At 62.0% G+C, this 14,511-nt stretch carries 11 protein-coding genes; 2 read left to right on the forward strand and 9 right to left on the reverse strand.

Annotation, left to right across the window (positions count from 1 at the left end; genetic code table 11):
• Positions 1-5: 5 nt before the first annotated feature.
• On the reverse strand, positions 6-707 hold the full coding sequence (locus ACEK02_RS20260; protein WP_371423361.1) for an SDR family NAD(P)-dependent oxidoreductase: 702 nt from the start codon (positions 705-707) through the stop codon (positions 6-8).
• A 90-nt stretch (positions 708-797) separates the two neighbouring features.
• On the opposite strand from ACEK02_RS20260, the gene ACEK02_RS20265 reads away from it, so the two are divergent.
• On the forward strand, positions 798-2,555 hold the full coding sequence (locus ACEK02_RS20265; RefSeq protein WP_371423362.1) for an acyl-CoA dehydrogenase family protein: 1,758 nt from the start codon (positions 798-800) through the stop codon (positions 2,553-2,555).
• Positions 2,556-2,569: 14 nt separating this feature from the next.
• On the opposite strand, the gene ACEK02_RS20270 is transcribed toward ACEK02_RS20265, so the two are convergent.
• From ACEK02_RS20270 to ACEK02_RS20305, 8 genes are all read right to left on the reverse strand, one after another.
• Complete coding sequence (locus tag ACEK02_RS20270) at positions 2,570-3,724, reverse strand: alpha/beta fold hydrolase (RefSeq protein ID WP_371423363.1); 1,155 nt, start codon at positions 3,722-3,724, stop codon at positions 2,570-2,572.
• Between the two features lie 67 nt (positions 3,725-3,791).
• Positions 3,792-5,030: a class I SAM-dependent RNA methyltransferase gene (locus ACEK02_RS20275; RefSeq protein WP_371423364.1), complete on the reverse strand. Its 1,239-nt coding sequence runs from the start codon at positions 5,028-5,030 to the stop codon at positions 3,792-3,794.
• Entirely contained in the window at positions 5,023-5,778 is a 756-nt protein-coding gene (locus ACEK02_RS20280; protein ID WP_371423365.1) for a TlyA family RNA methyltransferase, read from the reverse strand. The genes ACEK02_RS20275 and ACEK02_RS20280 overlap by 8 nt, the downstream gene beginning before the upstream one ends.
• Positions 5,779-5,780: 2 nt before the next feature.
• Positions 5,781-6,323, reverse strand: a complete 543-nt coding sequence (locus ACEK02_RS20285) for a nucleoside 2-deoxyribosyltransferase (protein WP_371423366.1) — start codon at positions 6,321-6,323, stop codon at positions 5,781-5,783.
• 201 nt (positions 6,324-6,524) lie between these two features.
• Positions 6,525-8,450 (reverse strand): 1-deoxy-D-xylulose-5-phosphate synthase, encoded by a 1,926-nt coding sequence (dxs, locus tag ACEK02_RS20290; RefSeq protein WP_371423367.1) that lies wholly within the window; start codon positions 8,448-8,450, stop codon positions 6,525-6,527.
• Between the two features lie 343 nt (positions 8,451-8,793).
• The gene (locus tag ACEK02_RS20295; protein ID WP_371423368.1) at positions 8,794-10,101 is read right to left on the reverse strand and encodes a hypothetical protein; all 1,308 of its coding nucleotides are present in this window, start codon (positions 10,099-10,101) and stop codon (positions 8,794-8,796) included.
• Positions 10,102-10,202: 101 nt separating this feature from the next.
• Positions 10,203-10,454 carry an exodeoxyribonuclease VII small subunit gene (locus ACEK02_RS20300; RefSeq protein WP_089265989.1) on the reverse strand — a complete coding sequence of 84 codons (252 nt, stop codon included), beginning with the start codon at positions 10,452-10,454 and terminating at the stop codon, positions 10,203-10,205.
• A 92-nt stretch (positions 10,455-10,546) separates the two neighbouring features.
• Entirely contained in the window at positions 10,547-11,482 is a 936-nt protein-coding gene (locus ACEK02_RS20305) for a histone deacetylase family protein (RefSeq protein ID WP_371423369.1), read from the reverse strand.
• Between the two features lie 373 nt (positions 11,483-11,855).
• Here ACEK02_RS20305 and ACEK02_RS20310 point away from each other — a divergent pair, with 373 nt between their 5' ends.
• Positions 11,856-13,922 carry a putative bifunctional diguanylate cyclase/phosphodiesterase gene (locus ACEK02_RS20310; protein WP_371423370.1) on the forward strand — a complete coding sequence of 689 codons (2,067 nt, stop codon included), beginning with the start codon at positions 11,856-11,858 and terminating at the stop codon, positions 13,920-13,922.
• The last annotated feature ends 589 nt before the right edge of the window (positions 13,923-14,511 follow it).

The following is a 14,511-nucleotide window of genomic DNA, read 5'->3' on the forward strand; positions in this document are numbered from 1 at the left end:
TCGTGTCAGAATTTCTCGACCCATGGACGGATTTCCAGTTCCGAACTCCAGGCACTGCGGGGCTGCTGTAGCACGTTCCAGTAATTCGCGGCGATGGCATCGGGGTCGAGCATCGAATCCGGCCTGTCCGCGGGCTCGACGCGGACCGAACTGCGAATACCGCCGTCGATGACAAAGTGGGCGACATGGATGCCCTGCGGCGCGAATTCGCGGGCCAGCGATTGCGCCATGCCGCGCAGTGCGAACTTGCCCATGGCGAAGGGGGCCGATTGCGCGAAGCCCTTGATGCTCGCGGAGGCGCCGGTGAACAGGATGGCGCCGTGCCTGTTGGGCAACATGCGCTTCAGCGCCTGTTGCGCGACCATAAATCCACCGAAGGCGCTGACAGCGATCGCCTGTGCGACATCGGCAGGGGCAAGCTCGATAAAGGCCCCACGGGCGCGCTGGCTGGCATTGTAGACGACGATATCGGGCGCGCCGAGGTCGCGTTCGACATCCGCGAACAGTCTGGTGACATCGTCGGCCTGGGTCGCGTCGCAGGCAAAGGCCTTGGCGCCGGTCTCCTGGCACAGTGCATCGAGCTTCCGGGGATTGCGCGCTGCGAGCGCGACGCGGATGCCCTGCTTGGACAATAGCCTCGCCAGTGATGCGCTGATGCCTTCACCGACACCGACGATCAGAGCGGTTTCGTAACGCGGAATTTCCATGGATCAAATCTCCGGCTGGGCACTTTATTCGTTAGCGCGGCGGGCGCATGATGAAGATGGAAACGCAACTGCCAAACACAAGAGGCCGTCATGAACGCCCATGCCCAGATTGCCGCCAATCTGATCGCGCCCGATACGTCCGGCATGAACTTTTATCGCGCCGATCCGGCGCTGACCGATCTGCTGCGCATTCATCTGCCGGAGGATGTGTTCAACCATATCGAACCGCATCTTGATCGGTTGGGCGGTCTTGTCGGTGGCCCGCTCGACGAGGCCGGGCGGATGGCGGACAAGCATGGGCCGGTGCTGCATCAGCGCGACAAGTTCGGCCAGGACGTGCAGTGGGTGGAATATCACCCGGCCTATCGCGAGCTTGAGAACGCAGCCTTCGGCGAGTTCGGCATTCACGCTTTGTCGCATCGCAAGGGGATCATGGGCTGGCCGTCGACCTATCCGGTAACAGCCAAACACGCCTTCACGTTCCTGTTCAATCAGGCCGAGTTCGGCATGGGCTGTCCGATCAACGTCACCGACGGTGCTGCGAAACTGCTGTCGAATTACGGCGATGATGCGCTGAAGGCGAAATACCTCGACGGGTTGACGCAGACCGACATGAGCAAGCTGACCCAGGGCGGCCAGTTCATGACCGAGAAGGAAGGCGGCTCCGACGTCGGCAAGCTGACGACGCGGGCCGTACAAGAGGGCGATCACTGGCGGTTGTATGGAGAAAAGTGGTTCTGCTCCAATGCCGATGCGAAAGTCGTGATGCTGCTGGCGCGGCCGGAAGGCGCAGTCGGCGGCACCAAGGGCGTCGGCCTGTTCCTGATGCCGCGCATGCTCGATGACGGCACGCCCAATCACTACCGGATCGTGCGGTTGAAGGACAAGCTCGGCACCCGTTCGATGGCGTCAGGCGAGATCAAGCTCGAAGGCGCCATTGCGTATTCGGTGGGCAAGCTCGATCGCGGCTTCGTGCAGATGGCCGAGATGGTGAATTCGTCGCGCCTGTCGAATGGCGTGAAATCGACGTCGCTGATGCGCCGGGCCTATCACGATGCGATGGCAGTCGCGCGTGGGCGTGTCGTGTTCGGCCAGCGCATCATCGACATGCCATTGGCGCGGCGGCAGTTGATGAAGATCATGGTGGCGACCGAGCAGGCGCTGTCGATGAGCTTTCTCACAGCGGATGCGCTGGACCGTGCCGAAGCCGGCAGCCAGGACGCTGCAGCGCTGCTGCGGATCCTGACGCCGACGCTGAAGTTCCGTGCCACCCGCGATGCGCGTAAGGTCTGCGGCGACGCGATGGAGATACGTGGCGGTGTCGGCTATATTGAGGAATTCGCTACCGCACGACTGCTGCGCGATGCGCATCTCGGCTCGATATGGGAAGGCACCGGCAATATCGTCGCGCTGGATGCGTTGACGCGTGCGGTCGGGCGGCATGGCGCGGAAGCCGCGCTTGCGGCAGATCTCCATGCGCGGCTCGATGACTCTCCGAGCGTACCGCAGGCATGGCGCGACCGGCTACTTGGTCTCGCTGACCGCGCCGTCGGCTTCGCGCGCGAGATTGCGGCGCGCCCGGACAACGAAGGTGATGCGCGCCGCGCAACGAGTTCGCTCTATCATGTGGCCAGCGCCATCGCGATGACATGGGAAGCGCATCGCATCCACGCACGACGCGGCGATGCGCGGCGCCTGCTGCTGTCGCGCCTCGTGATCGATCATCGCCTGATGGCACCCGATCCGTTTGCAGTGATCGAAAGCGAAACCCAGAAGGCGATCGTTGCGCATCTGCTGGGTGATCGCGATGTCAATATGGCGGAGGCAGCCCGGCTGGTGACCGCCTGACCTGATCGCAAAGACTACGACGGCGGACCGTTGTCTTTCAGGAACCCGAGCAGCAGGCGGCTGACCTCTTGTGGTTGTTCCTGCTGCACCCAATGGCCTGCGCCGTCGATCAGATGGATCGCGCGCATGTCTGTGCAGGCGGTCTTCTGCATTGCCTCAATGGCGCCGGGGCGCTGATAGATGCCCCAGTCTTGTCTGCCGGAGATAAATGTGGAGGGCACATTGATGGTGCGGCCGGAAAACAGTTCATAGTCGGCATTGAACGCGCCGGTCGTGTTGCAGCGATACCATTGCAGCCCGCCCTGGAAGCCGGTGCGGGCATATTCGCCGGCATAGAAGGCCAGTTCGTTGTCCGGCAGCCATTTGCATGATGCGATCTGCTCGGGCGTCGGCATTTCCGCGGCGACGGTCTCCGCCATGGTCTGATCGCGGTCCATCACATAATAGGTCGGCAGCTTGGCCAGTTCGCTTGCCGTCCAACCCTGCAATGGAGTGGGCTTATTGCCCGCCCAGTCCGCGCTCTTGTGGTGATAATAGGCGCGCAGGAAATCATGCACGCCTTGCGGCGCATGCTGCATGTGATCGTTCGCATCGCGCGTCGCGTAGTACCACTGATAGTGGATGCGCGGCCGCGGCAATGCGGCGAGGTCGCGATGCACGGGATCTTCGGCCTTTGGCGGCGCCGGCTGATCGGCGGTGCCCAATGGCAGCGGCGGAGGCCCGGCGAAGGGCGCGCTCATCAGCGCAACGGATCTGAAGATATCCGGCCGCACCAGCGCGCACCAGGCTGCGACCGAGCTGCCATAGTCATGTCCGACCACCGCATCCACATGGCGATAGCCGAAGGCTGCGACCAGTCCGACGGCATCGCGCACGAGGTTGAGCAGATTAAAGGGACGCAGATCGCCGTCATAATCGGCGCTCCACCCGGTGGTGCGACCGTAACCGCGTTGGTCCGGCGCGATGACGTGATAGCCGGCGGCAGCAAGCTGGGGCATCACCTTGCGCCAGCTGAAGGCAAGTTCGGGAAAGCCGTGCACCAGCAGGATGCAGGGGCGACCCTTCGTCTCGAAACCGGCCTCCAGCACATGGACGCGCAAACCGTTGATGCCCTCGACGAAGCGCGAGCGAATTCCGGCCGGCAGAATGTGGGACTCGATGGGTGTCACGTCGCCTCCATGCTGCACTGGTCCGGCAGCGTGGGCGCACTCCAGCGCAAGCAACGCGAAAAGACAACTAGCGTTTGAAGCGGGCCACCAATTCGATATGCGGCGTATGCCGGAACTGGTCGACGGGCGTAACGCTGTCGATCTTGTAGCCGCCATCGATCAGGATCTTTGCATCGCGTGCGAATGTCTGAACGTTGCATGACACGGCTACGACTGTAGGGATCTTGCTTGCTGCGAGTCGCTCGACCTGAGCCTGCGCGCCTTGACGCGGTGGATCGAACACCACGGCGTCGAAATCGCGCAATTCCTGCGGCACCAGCGGACGGCGAAACAGGTCGCGCATCTCCGCCTTGATCGGCTTCAGTCCTTTCGTGTCCTTGATGGCCTGTTGCAGCGATATGATCGCGCCACTGTCGCTGTCGAACGCCGTGACTTTGGATTTGGCTGCAAGCCGGAACGCGAAGGGGCCGATACCGCAGAACAGATCGGCGATGTTTTTCGCACCCTTGCAGAGCTTCAGCACAAGCGCTGCCAGTGTCTCTTCACCGGCCGCGGTGGCCTGCAGGAACGAGCCCGGTGGTAAGACAACCTGTGCGCTTCCCATCGTGACGACAGGCGGTACGCGCATCAGCACGAGTTCGCCATGTCGCGTCAGCCGCGCCAGCTTGTGCATTTCGGCGATGCGCGACAGCGCGGTGATGATCGAAGTCGGCAACGGACCGGTGCCGCGAACGTCGATATCGAGGCCGTTGCTGGCCGCCGTTACCTGAATATCGAGCGGCTTGCTGACGGGCTTGAGCACCTCGGCCAAGGCGCGCGCTGCATCGAGCGCGCCACCTAGCGCTGGATCCAGGATAGGGCACTCATCGATGGCGATGATCGCGTGGCTTGCTGCAGCCGCGAAGCCGACGCGCAATTCGCCGTCGCTGCCGCGGCGGGCATGGAGCGTGACGCGGCGGCGACCGGCACCATGGGCGTCGATGATCGGATCGACCGGGCAGGTGATCTTCGCCTGCGCAAGCGTGTCGATGACGATCTGGCGCTTCCAGGCCTGATAGGGATCGGGCTGCCAGTGCTGGATGGCGCAGCCGCCACAGCGCATGAAGTAGGTGCAGAACGGGTCGATCCGCTCCGGGCTGGCGATGTCGACGCGCAACAATTGTCGACGTTCGGGATGACCGTCGTCGCGTTCCGCCTCGACGATCTCCCGTGCCAGTGCGTAGGGTACGAAGATCGGCGCGCCGCCTGCGAGGCTGACGCCGTCGCCGCGCTGGCCGACGTGATCGATGGTCAGGCGTTCAGCCACGCCGTGCACCCATGAAGAATTCGATATTGCCGTCACCGCCGGTGATCGACGACGGAAAGACCTCGATATCGGTGCAACCGAGTGTCTTCGCGAAGTCGGTGATGTCGTCGCAGATCGCCTGATGCACGGCGGCGTTCTTGATGATGCCGCGCTTGGATTGTTTTCGATCCGCCTCGAATTGTGGCTTGATCAGCGCCAGGAGACTCATCGGCGCCGCCGCGAGCGACAGCGCGACAGGCAGCACCGCCTTGAGCGAAATGAAGCTGACATCGATCACCACAACGTCGGGACGCGCCGGAAGGCGCTTGTTCTCATAGCTGCGGATATCGGTCTCTTCCATTGAGATGATTTTTGGGTGGCCATGCAGGGATGGATGCAACTGGTTGTGCCCGACATCGATGGAGAACACCATGCTGGCGCCATTGGCGAGCAGCACTTCGGTAAAGCCGCCGGTGGAGGCGCCGACGTCGAGGCAGACGTGGTCCTCGATCTCGATCGGATAATGTTCGAGCGCAGCTGCAAGCTTGACCCCGCCGCGCGAGACCCAGGGATGCGCCGGTTCTGCCTCGATCGCGGCATCGAGCTGTATTGGCTCCGACACTTTGGCGACTGTTTTGCCATTGGCCTTCACAAGCCCCGCTTCGATGGCGGCTTGCGCACGCGCGCGGCTTTCGAAAATGCCGCGTTCGACGAGGAGTGTATCGGCGCGTTTGCGCGGCGCGGCAGCAGTGGTCAGAGATTTCGTCATGGTCAGTACGATGCAGCAAGTTTCAGGCAGGCTTCGAAGCTCGTCAGATCCTGCCAGAGATCATCAGGTGCTTCGCGGGGGACGATCATGGGCGCGCCATAGAGATCAAGCGCGTGGATCATCATCAGATTGTCGGCGAGGCCGAAATTTTCGACGGTGAGCCCGTTCGCATCGACCAGATGGCCATCATGACCGGTGACCTCCATCATGCGGCGGACGCGATCGAGATAGGGCGTGGGGTCGTTGCAATAACCGAAGCAGAGCTTGCCGTGACCGGCCATATAGCCAAGCTCGAATACTGTGCCGGCATCGGCGCTTGGACCGCGAAACGGCGTGAGATTGGCAATGATGATGTCGCAATGATTCATCATCGCTTCGTTGCCGTGGAAAATCTGGCGCGAGGCATCGCTGGCGCTGAGGTCGATGGTGTTATCGAGCGGGAAGAACCCGCGCGCGCCATGGCGTTTGCAGAGCGCGACCTTCTGCCGGCCGATCTCGGCGGCATTGGGCAGGAATACGTCGGGACCTGCGAGATAGATATTCATGAAGTCCCCGTCGTCATGGTGAGCTGCGCCGACATTGACGAGCCAATTCAGACGAGAACGAGGCAATCCGGCTTCTGAGTCTGGATTGCCGCGTCTTTCACTGCTTGTTGTCACCCGGCTGACCGGGTGACCCAGTAATCCCTTAGCAACCGTCTCTACTGGATCGCCCGGTCAAGCCGGGCGACGACATTTCCGTGTAGATCAGGCGAGCTTGACAGTCTCGGCCTTGAAATCCTTGCCGAGCGTCTCGAACACCTTCTTGACGATGCCCTTGGAGTCCAGACCCGCCTGGGCATACATCGCTGCCGGCGTGTCGTGATCCTGGAACATGTCGGGCAGCACCAGCGAGCGCATGCGCAGACCGCCGTCGAGCATGCCGTGCTCGGCCAGCGTGTGCATGACATGCGAGCCGAAGCCGCCGATGGAGCCTTCCTCGATTGTGAGCAGGATGTCGTGTTCGCGGGCAAGCTTGAGCAGCAATTCGACGTCGAGCGGCTTCATGAACCGCGCATCGGCGATCGTTGCCGACAGACCGTGCGCCGCGAGTTCATCGGCGGCCTTTTCGCATTCGGCGAGACGGGTGCCGAACGAGAACAGCGCGACCTGCTTGCCCTGCCGGATAATGCGGCCCTTGCCGATTTCCAGGGGGATGCCGACTTCCGGCATTTCGACACCGCGGCCTTCGCCGCGTGGATAGCGTAGCGCGCTCGGCGAGTCGTTAATGGCAACCTGGGTGGCGACCATGTGCACCAGTTCGGCTTCGTCCGAGGCCGCCATGATCACCATGTTCGGCAGACAGCCAAGATACGCATTGTCGAACGAACCGGCATGGGTCGCGCCGTCGGCGCCGACTAGGCCGGCGCGATCGATGGCGAAGCGCACGGGCAGGTTCTGGATCGCCACGTCATGGACGATCTGGTCGTAGCCGCGCTGCAGGAAGGTCGAGTAGATGGCGCAGAACGGCTTGTAGCCTTCGGTGGCGAGGCCGGCCGCAAAGGTCACCGCATGCTGCTCGGCGATGCCGACGTCGAAGGTGCGGTTCGGGAACGCCTTGTTGAAGATGTCGACGCCGGTGCCCGACGGCATGGCCGCGGTGATGGCGACGATCTTGTCGTCCTTCTCGGCTTCCTTGACGAGGCTCTGGCCGAACACGTTCTGATAGGCCGGTGCGTTGGGCTTGGACTTCGATTGGGTGCCGGTCGCGACGTCGAACTTGACCACCGCATGATATTTGTCAGCCGCGGCTTCGGCCGGACCATAGCCCTTGCCCTTCTGGGTCACGACGTGAAGCAGGATCGGGCCGGTCTCCATGTCGCGGACGTTCTGCAGCACGGGCAGCAGGTGATCGAGGTTGTGGCCGTCGATCGGGCCGACATAATAGAAGCCGAGCTCTTCGAACAGCGTGCCGCCGTTGACCATGAAGCCGCGCGAATATTCTTCGACGCGCTCGGCACGATCGGCGATCAGCTTCGGCAGATGTTTGCCAAGTTGTTTGGCGGCATCGCGCAGCGAGCGATAGGTCTTGCCCGAATACATGCGCGACAGATAGGCCGACATGGCGCCGACCGGCGGTGCGATCGACATGTCGTTGTCGTTGAGGATGACGATCAGGCGGGAATTCATCGCGCCTGCGTTGTTCATGGCTTCATAAGCCATGCCCGCCGACATCGAACCGTCACCGATCACGGCGATAACGTTGTTCGTGCCGCCGGAGAGGTCGCGGGCGACGGCCATTCCGAGGCCAGCAGAAATCGAGGTCGAGGAATGCGCAGCGCCGAACGGATCGTATTCGCTCTCGCTGCGCTTGGTGAAGCCCGACAGGCCACCGGCGGTGCGCAGCGTGCGAATACGGTCGCGGCGACCGGTGAGGATCTTATGCGGATAGGCCTGATGGCCGACGTCCCAGATGATGCGGTCGCGCGGCGTATCGAAGACGTAGTGGAGGGCCGTGGTCAGTTCGACAACGCCGAGACCGGCGCCGAAGTGACCGCCGGTGACGGACACCGCATCGATGGTTTCCTGACGAAGCTCGTCAGCAACCTGACGAACCCGCTCGATCTTGAGCTTCCGGAGATCTGCCGGAGTCTTGATGGTATCGAGCAGCGGTGTCTTACTAAAATCGGTCACGGCACTATTCCAATTTTACATGTCCGGGACTGCGTCTGGCATCGGAGCCGTCGCGTTTCCGCGCGCCCACCGGGCAACCGCAGCCTCCAGAACCGGGAAGCCTGTTTCGAGGCCTTATAATGGGCTTCGATTTTTCAGTGTGATATCTAGCATGCTTGGCGGCGACTTCATCTGATCATTTTTGCCAGATGAATGAAGCGCTTATCTACGTTAACGGCCGGCGTTTCAGCCTGATCGTCAGCGCATATTCCAAATCCCTTTACACCAAAGCGATGGCCAAAGCCAACCGCCGTGCCTGCGGGGGTGGCAGCACAAAGGCGCTATGGACATTCGCGTGGTGGGTCTAGCCGATGCGCCGGGCGACCGGTTCCGCTTCATGGGACCCCGAATGGACAGGGCTCTTCCCGCCCAAATCGAGCTTTTTCCATGCATTTTCGCGGGTAGCGGGGGCGCCATGGACTAAAGCTAAAGTTGTGGCCGGCTGACTGACTCGCTCCCTGAGAGGTACGGGTCCGCAAACGATCATGAAGAAATCGTAGGCATGCGGCCGCTCATTGGCCATGACGAACTGGAAATGCACCCGGAAGAACTTCCAGCGGAACCGATTGTAATGTTCCGGGCGGATGATTTCGCGGAACCGGACGGGGACGATGGTTGGATTCCGGCGGGCCGCACCAGCGTCGATCCCGTGACCGGCGATGGGATCGAACGGGAAGAAGTTCATCACGTCCTTGCGGGACTGGCAGTCGATCCAGTCGATGGAAGGCTCCACGGCCAGCAGTCGCAAATTGTCACGGAAGCCTTGCGCAACCTTGTGGAAGCCGACGATAGGCATATTCCCGCCGAGCGTCAGCAGCACGACACGGGGGCCGTGGCTGCCGAGTTCCGGATCGAGCTTCAGCGCGCGGGCGAGGATTTCGGAGCCAAGGAACGACCCTGAGCTGTGACCGACCAGCACGATCTCCTGCGCCTCGGTGGTCCGGGCGACCTTGACCAGATGCTGCGCGAAACGGTCGATCCGGGCGTCCCAGTCCGGCCGGTTGCCGTGGGAGAACTGCCAGGTGAAGATGGTGTCGGCCATCAGGTAAAGCAGGTAGGTGTGCTTTTCGGTGTATTTCAGCAGCGAGCCGAGCACGGCCACGAACACAGCCGCAGCGCCGAGACCGACAAGGAATCCGTGTATTCCGATGGCCTGCAGCCCTGACGCGAAAAGCCAGGCGATGGCCGCCGACCAGATCGCTCCGTTGAGCAGCAGGAAATGGGGCCAGCTGATGAAGGTGGCGAAGCGCCAATGTGCCTTCCAGAACCGGCCCATGGTGCCCGAGAAGACCAGACCCCAATAAATGGCGATGGCGTGGATCAGCGTGCGCCAGATCGGCACGGCCAGATCGCGCTGGATCATGTCTTCCCAGCGCAGGAAATCGTAATCGGTGGTGGTCTGCCAGCCATCGCCTGAGGTTTCGATGCGCCAGGAGGCGGATTCATGGGCGAATTCGCCGTCGGTATGGCCTTTCGGCCGGCTGACCGAGGTGGTCAGGCCGTAAAGCCGGCCGAACTTGCGCAGTTCGGTCCGAAACATGCGGTAATACTGCGCGAGGCCCCGCGGATCGTATCCCTGCACATAGATGACATGACGGTGCTGGACGCGCACGCTGGTTCCCCGGACTGACGGCGGACTATAAACAGGCCGCGCCATGCGCCAAGCGCTAATTCGGCCGCGGGGTGGTGCGAGGTCTCAACCCGGCGCGATTCCTACTGGACGTCCAGCGGTTCGGTGCCGACGGCCTTGCCGTTCGAATCCGTGGTGATCTTGTCCACGCGGGCTTCGGCCTGGCGCAGCAACTCGTCGCAGCGGCGCTTCAGCGCTTCGCCGCGCTCATAGATGGCAACCGACTCTTCCAGCGGCACCTTGCCGTCTTCGAGGCGCTTCACGATCGATTCCAGTTCTTCGATCGCGGTCTCAAAGGTCAGCTTCTTGACGTCAGCGTGGGTGTTCTCGGCCATTCGGTTTCCCGTGTGCGCATTTTGGAAGGACGGAGTCAAAGATATGTTTGAGGGCGTATTGTGGCGGGTATGTTTTGCGACCTGCGCTCCACTCAGCGCGATGCCCCCATCAGCGCAGAAACATGGGCCGCGGCCGATTCTTTCAGGCCCTGCAGATCATAGCCACCCTCGAGTACCGAGACAATGCGGCCACCGGCGGTGCTGTCGGCGAGATCCATCAGCTTGCGCGTCACCCAGCCGAAATCCTCGGCTTCGAGATTGAGCGATGCGAGCGGGTCGCGGCGATGCGCATCGAAGCCGGCGGAGATGATGAGCAGTTCAGGCGCGAATTTCTGCAGTTGCGGCAGGATGAGATTGTCGAAAGCGGAGCGGAATTTTGCACTGCCGTCGCCATCATGCAGCGGTGCATTGACGACCGTGTCGTGTTCGCCGCGCTCCTGGGACGCGCCGGTGCCGGGAAACAGCGGCATCTGATGTGTCGAGCAGTACATCACCGTGGGGTCAGCCCAGAAAATGTCCTGCGTGCCATTGCCATGGTGAACGTCGAAATCCACGACGGCCGCGCGGGTAATGCCGTAGGTGCGCTGCGCATATCGCGCTGCAATTGCGGCCTGATCGAAGAAGCAGAAGCCCATTGGTTTGTTGTGCTCGGCGTGATGGCCGGGCGGGCGGGTTGCGACGAAGGCATTGCTGTGCTCGCCTTTCATGACTGCGTCGGTCGCAGCCACAGCGCCGCCGACGCCCCGCATCACGGCTTCCCAGGTGCCGGGGGACATCGACGTATCGCCGTCGAGATAGACGAGCCCGCTGCTCGGTGCGACATGACGCAATTCGTCGATGTAGTGGTTGTCATGGCACAGGCTGACCACGTCGAGATCGCCCTCCGGCGCGTCGCCCCGTACCAGCGCATTGAAGCGGTCTTCGCTGAGTGCCTGCGCCACCGCGCGCATGCGGTCGGGGCGCTCAGGATGGCCGGGCGGGGTGAGGTGATCGAGCGATGCCGGATGGCTCAGAAGAAGTGTCGTCATGCAAATGATCCGCGAGCGTGGGGAGCGCTGGTATGATGGGACGATAACCTATCTCGTCGGGGCAGGTTCCGATAGGGGGCGCTGGCGAAACTCGGGCCCTCAAGCGTCTGGTGAGCGGTAGCCGGCGACGAAGGTCGATGCGATCGCGTCGCCGCGGAAGAAGCTACCGATCAAATTAGCCGATTGCTTTCTTTACGACCGATTCACAGCGATTCATCGATGCATCATCACCGTGCGGAATCGAAACGCGCGTTAAGTCGCGACTGCTATCACTGCAGGCAGCGGCATTCTGCGGAGAAGGTACGCGTATCGAGCCTGTCCGAACTCCGCAGTTGCGCTTGCGTCTGTGTCGGGGTCGTGGGCGATGAGTGCGATGAGATATCCAAGGGGCGTGCCCCATCTGTTGCGTTCGGTCTGGCCGTTCGTTGCCATCGTATTGCTGCAGGCCTTCCTGGCAGGCACCAGCATCAATATCCTGTCGTCGGTCCGCGCCTATGTCACCGGCGAGAGCCGCTGGTCGAAGGGGCAGATGGAGGCGGTGCATTCGCTCAGCCTCTATGCCGAGACGGGCGACGAGAAATACTACCAGCGCTATCAGGCGAGCATTGCCGTGCCGCTCGGGGATCTCAAGGCGCGCCACGCGCTTGAACAGCCGGTACCCGATCTGCAGGCCGCCTATGACGGATTCCTGCAAGGCGCCAACGATGCCGCCGACATCCCCGGAATGATCTCGCTGTTTCGCAACTTCAGCGAGGTCGTCTATCTCGCCCGCGCCATCGAGAGCTGGCGCGCCACAGATCCCGTGATCCGGCAGTTGGTGGATACGGCCGAGGCGATCCACGCAAGCGTCAGCGAAGGCAAGGTCGGCTCGATGCGGCTGGCGGTCCTGAAGGCCCAGATCGATCAGATCAATGAACAGACCACACCGCTTGCTGTCGCATTCTCGCAGCGTCTCGGCATCGGTTCGCGCGCCATTCAAAGCATCCTGCTCATTGCCAATGGACTGACCGCGGCGCTGCTGATCCTGCTCGGCATCTGGCGGACGCGCAAGCTGCTGATCCAGCGCCAGCGTTTCGAGACAGCCTTGAATACCGAGAAGGAGCGTGAGCAGGAATACATCTCCCGTCTGGCGTTTCAGGCCTCGCATGATGCGCTCACCGGGCTGGCGAATCGCCGCGAATTCGAGCGTCGCGTCGAGGAAACGCTGCCGCGCATCGATATCGACTCGCGGCCCCATGCGCTGATGTTCCTCGATCTCGATCAATTCAAGATCGTCAACGACACCTGCGGTCATGCCGCCGGCGATCATCTGCTGCGGCAGGTCTCCGGCATGCTGCAGAAGCACTTGCGCGTGGACGACCTGCTGGCGCGTCTCGGCGGTGATGAATTCGCTGTGCTGCTGGAACGCTGCGAGCCGGATCGCGCCGCTGCGACGGCCGAGCGGCTGCGGCAGACGGTCGAGGAATTGAACTTTGTCTGGAACGGGCGTTCGTTCAACGTCACCGTGAGCATCGGCCTTGTCTGTATTGCACAGCCTGAGGTGACGCTGGAGGAAGCCCTGCGTGCTGCCGATGTGGCCTGCTACATGGCCAAGGAGAAGGGCCGCAATCGCGTTCAGCTGCACCAGGCCAGTGATTCCGAATTGCTGCAGCGCTTCGGCGAGATGACCTGGGTGCAGCGCATTCACGATGCGCTGGAACAGGATCGCTTCTGTCTCTATGCCCAGAAGATCATTCCGCTCGGCGAGCGCGACAATGGCAGCGTGCATGTCGAACTGCTGTTGCGGTTGCGCGACGAGGCCGGTCAGCTGGTGGCGCCGGGCCATTTCATTCCCGCAGCGGAACGCTATGGCCTGATGACGCTGATCGACCGCTGGGTGGTCAGGAATGCCTTTGCCATTCTTGCCGCGCGATCGGTTCAGCGTGCTACCCCGGTCTCGACCTGCGCCATCAACCTGTCTGGCGCGACATTCAGGGATGAAAGCTTTCTGGACTATGTCCGCGAGCAGTTCCGCATCTATCGGATTCCGCCGACCATCATCTGCTTCGAGATCACCGAGACCAGCGCCATCGCCAATCTCGCCGATGCCAACAAATTCATTCATGCGCTGCAGCAGATCGGCTGCCGCTTCTCGCTGGACGATTTCGGCAGCGGCATGTCGTCCTTTGCCTATCTCAAGCATCTGCCGGTGGATTATCTCAAGATCGACGGCTCCTTCGTCAAGGACATGCTCACCGATCCGATCGACCGCGCCATGGTCGAGATGATCAGCCATATGGGCAAGATCATGGGCAAGCGCACGGTGGCCGAATTCGTGGAGAGCGACGAGATTGTCGCGGCACTCACCGAGATCGGTGTCGACTACGCCCAGGGCTATGCGGTGGGCAGGCCCGAGCCGTTCGATATCCGTGGCGAGATCGACCAACGGCATGTGGCGTAGAGGGTGGAAGGTTATTGAATGCCATCACTGTCATGGCGGGACTGAGATGTAGGATGGAGTGAGCATCTTCGCGAAACCCATCGCTTTCTTCGTCTGCTCTTGATGGGTTTCGCTCCGGCGCTTCGCGCCTGCGCTCTACCCATCCTACGAGCATGCGTAACGCTCTCATTCGTCATGGCCGGACTTGTTTCTGCGTTACCGGACATGGCGGTGCACAGCGTAGGATGGGTAGAGCGCAGCGAAACCCATCGCTTTCTGTGCACGTGAATGATGGGTTTCGCGAAGACGCTCTACCCATCCTACGGCCTCATCCGATTCAACTGTCAAACAGCCACTGCTTCAGACAACACGTGCGCTTCAGACATGCGTCATCGCCCCTGTTGTTTGCGGCGCGGGGGCGCCGTCGTCGCTTGCATTCCCGCCCCCTGGCGAGAGGGCGTGCGGAACGCCGGATGCCCGATGCACCCCTGGGCCTGATGCCGATGCGGTCTTCCGCAAGTTGGCGCATCAGGACTTTCGGAAAGCACGGGCGATTGCCCGACGTTCCGCCTGCGGTGTTTTGTCGACTTGCTGAATGCTTGCCCAAGCA

The sequence above is a fragment of the Tardiphaga sp. genome (assembly GCF_041424195.1).
In the GTDB taxonomy this organism is placed as follows: domain Bacteria; phylum Pseudomonadota; class Alphaproteobacteria; order Rhizobiales; family Xanthobacteraceae; genus Tardiphaga.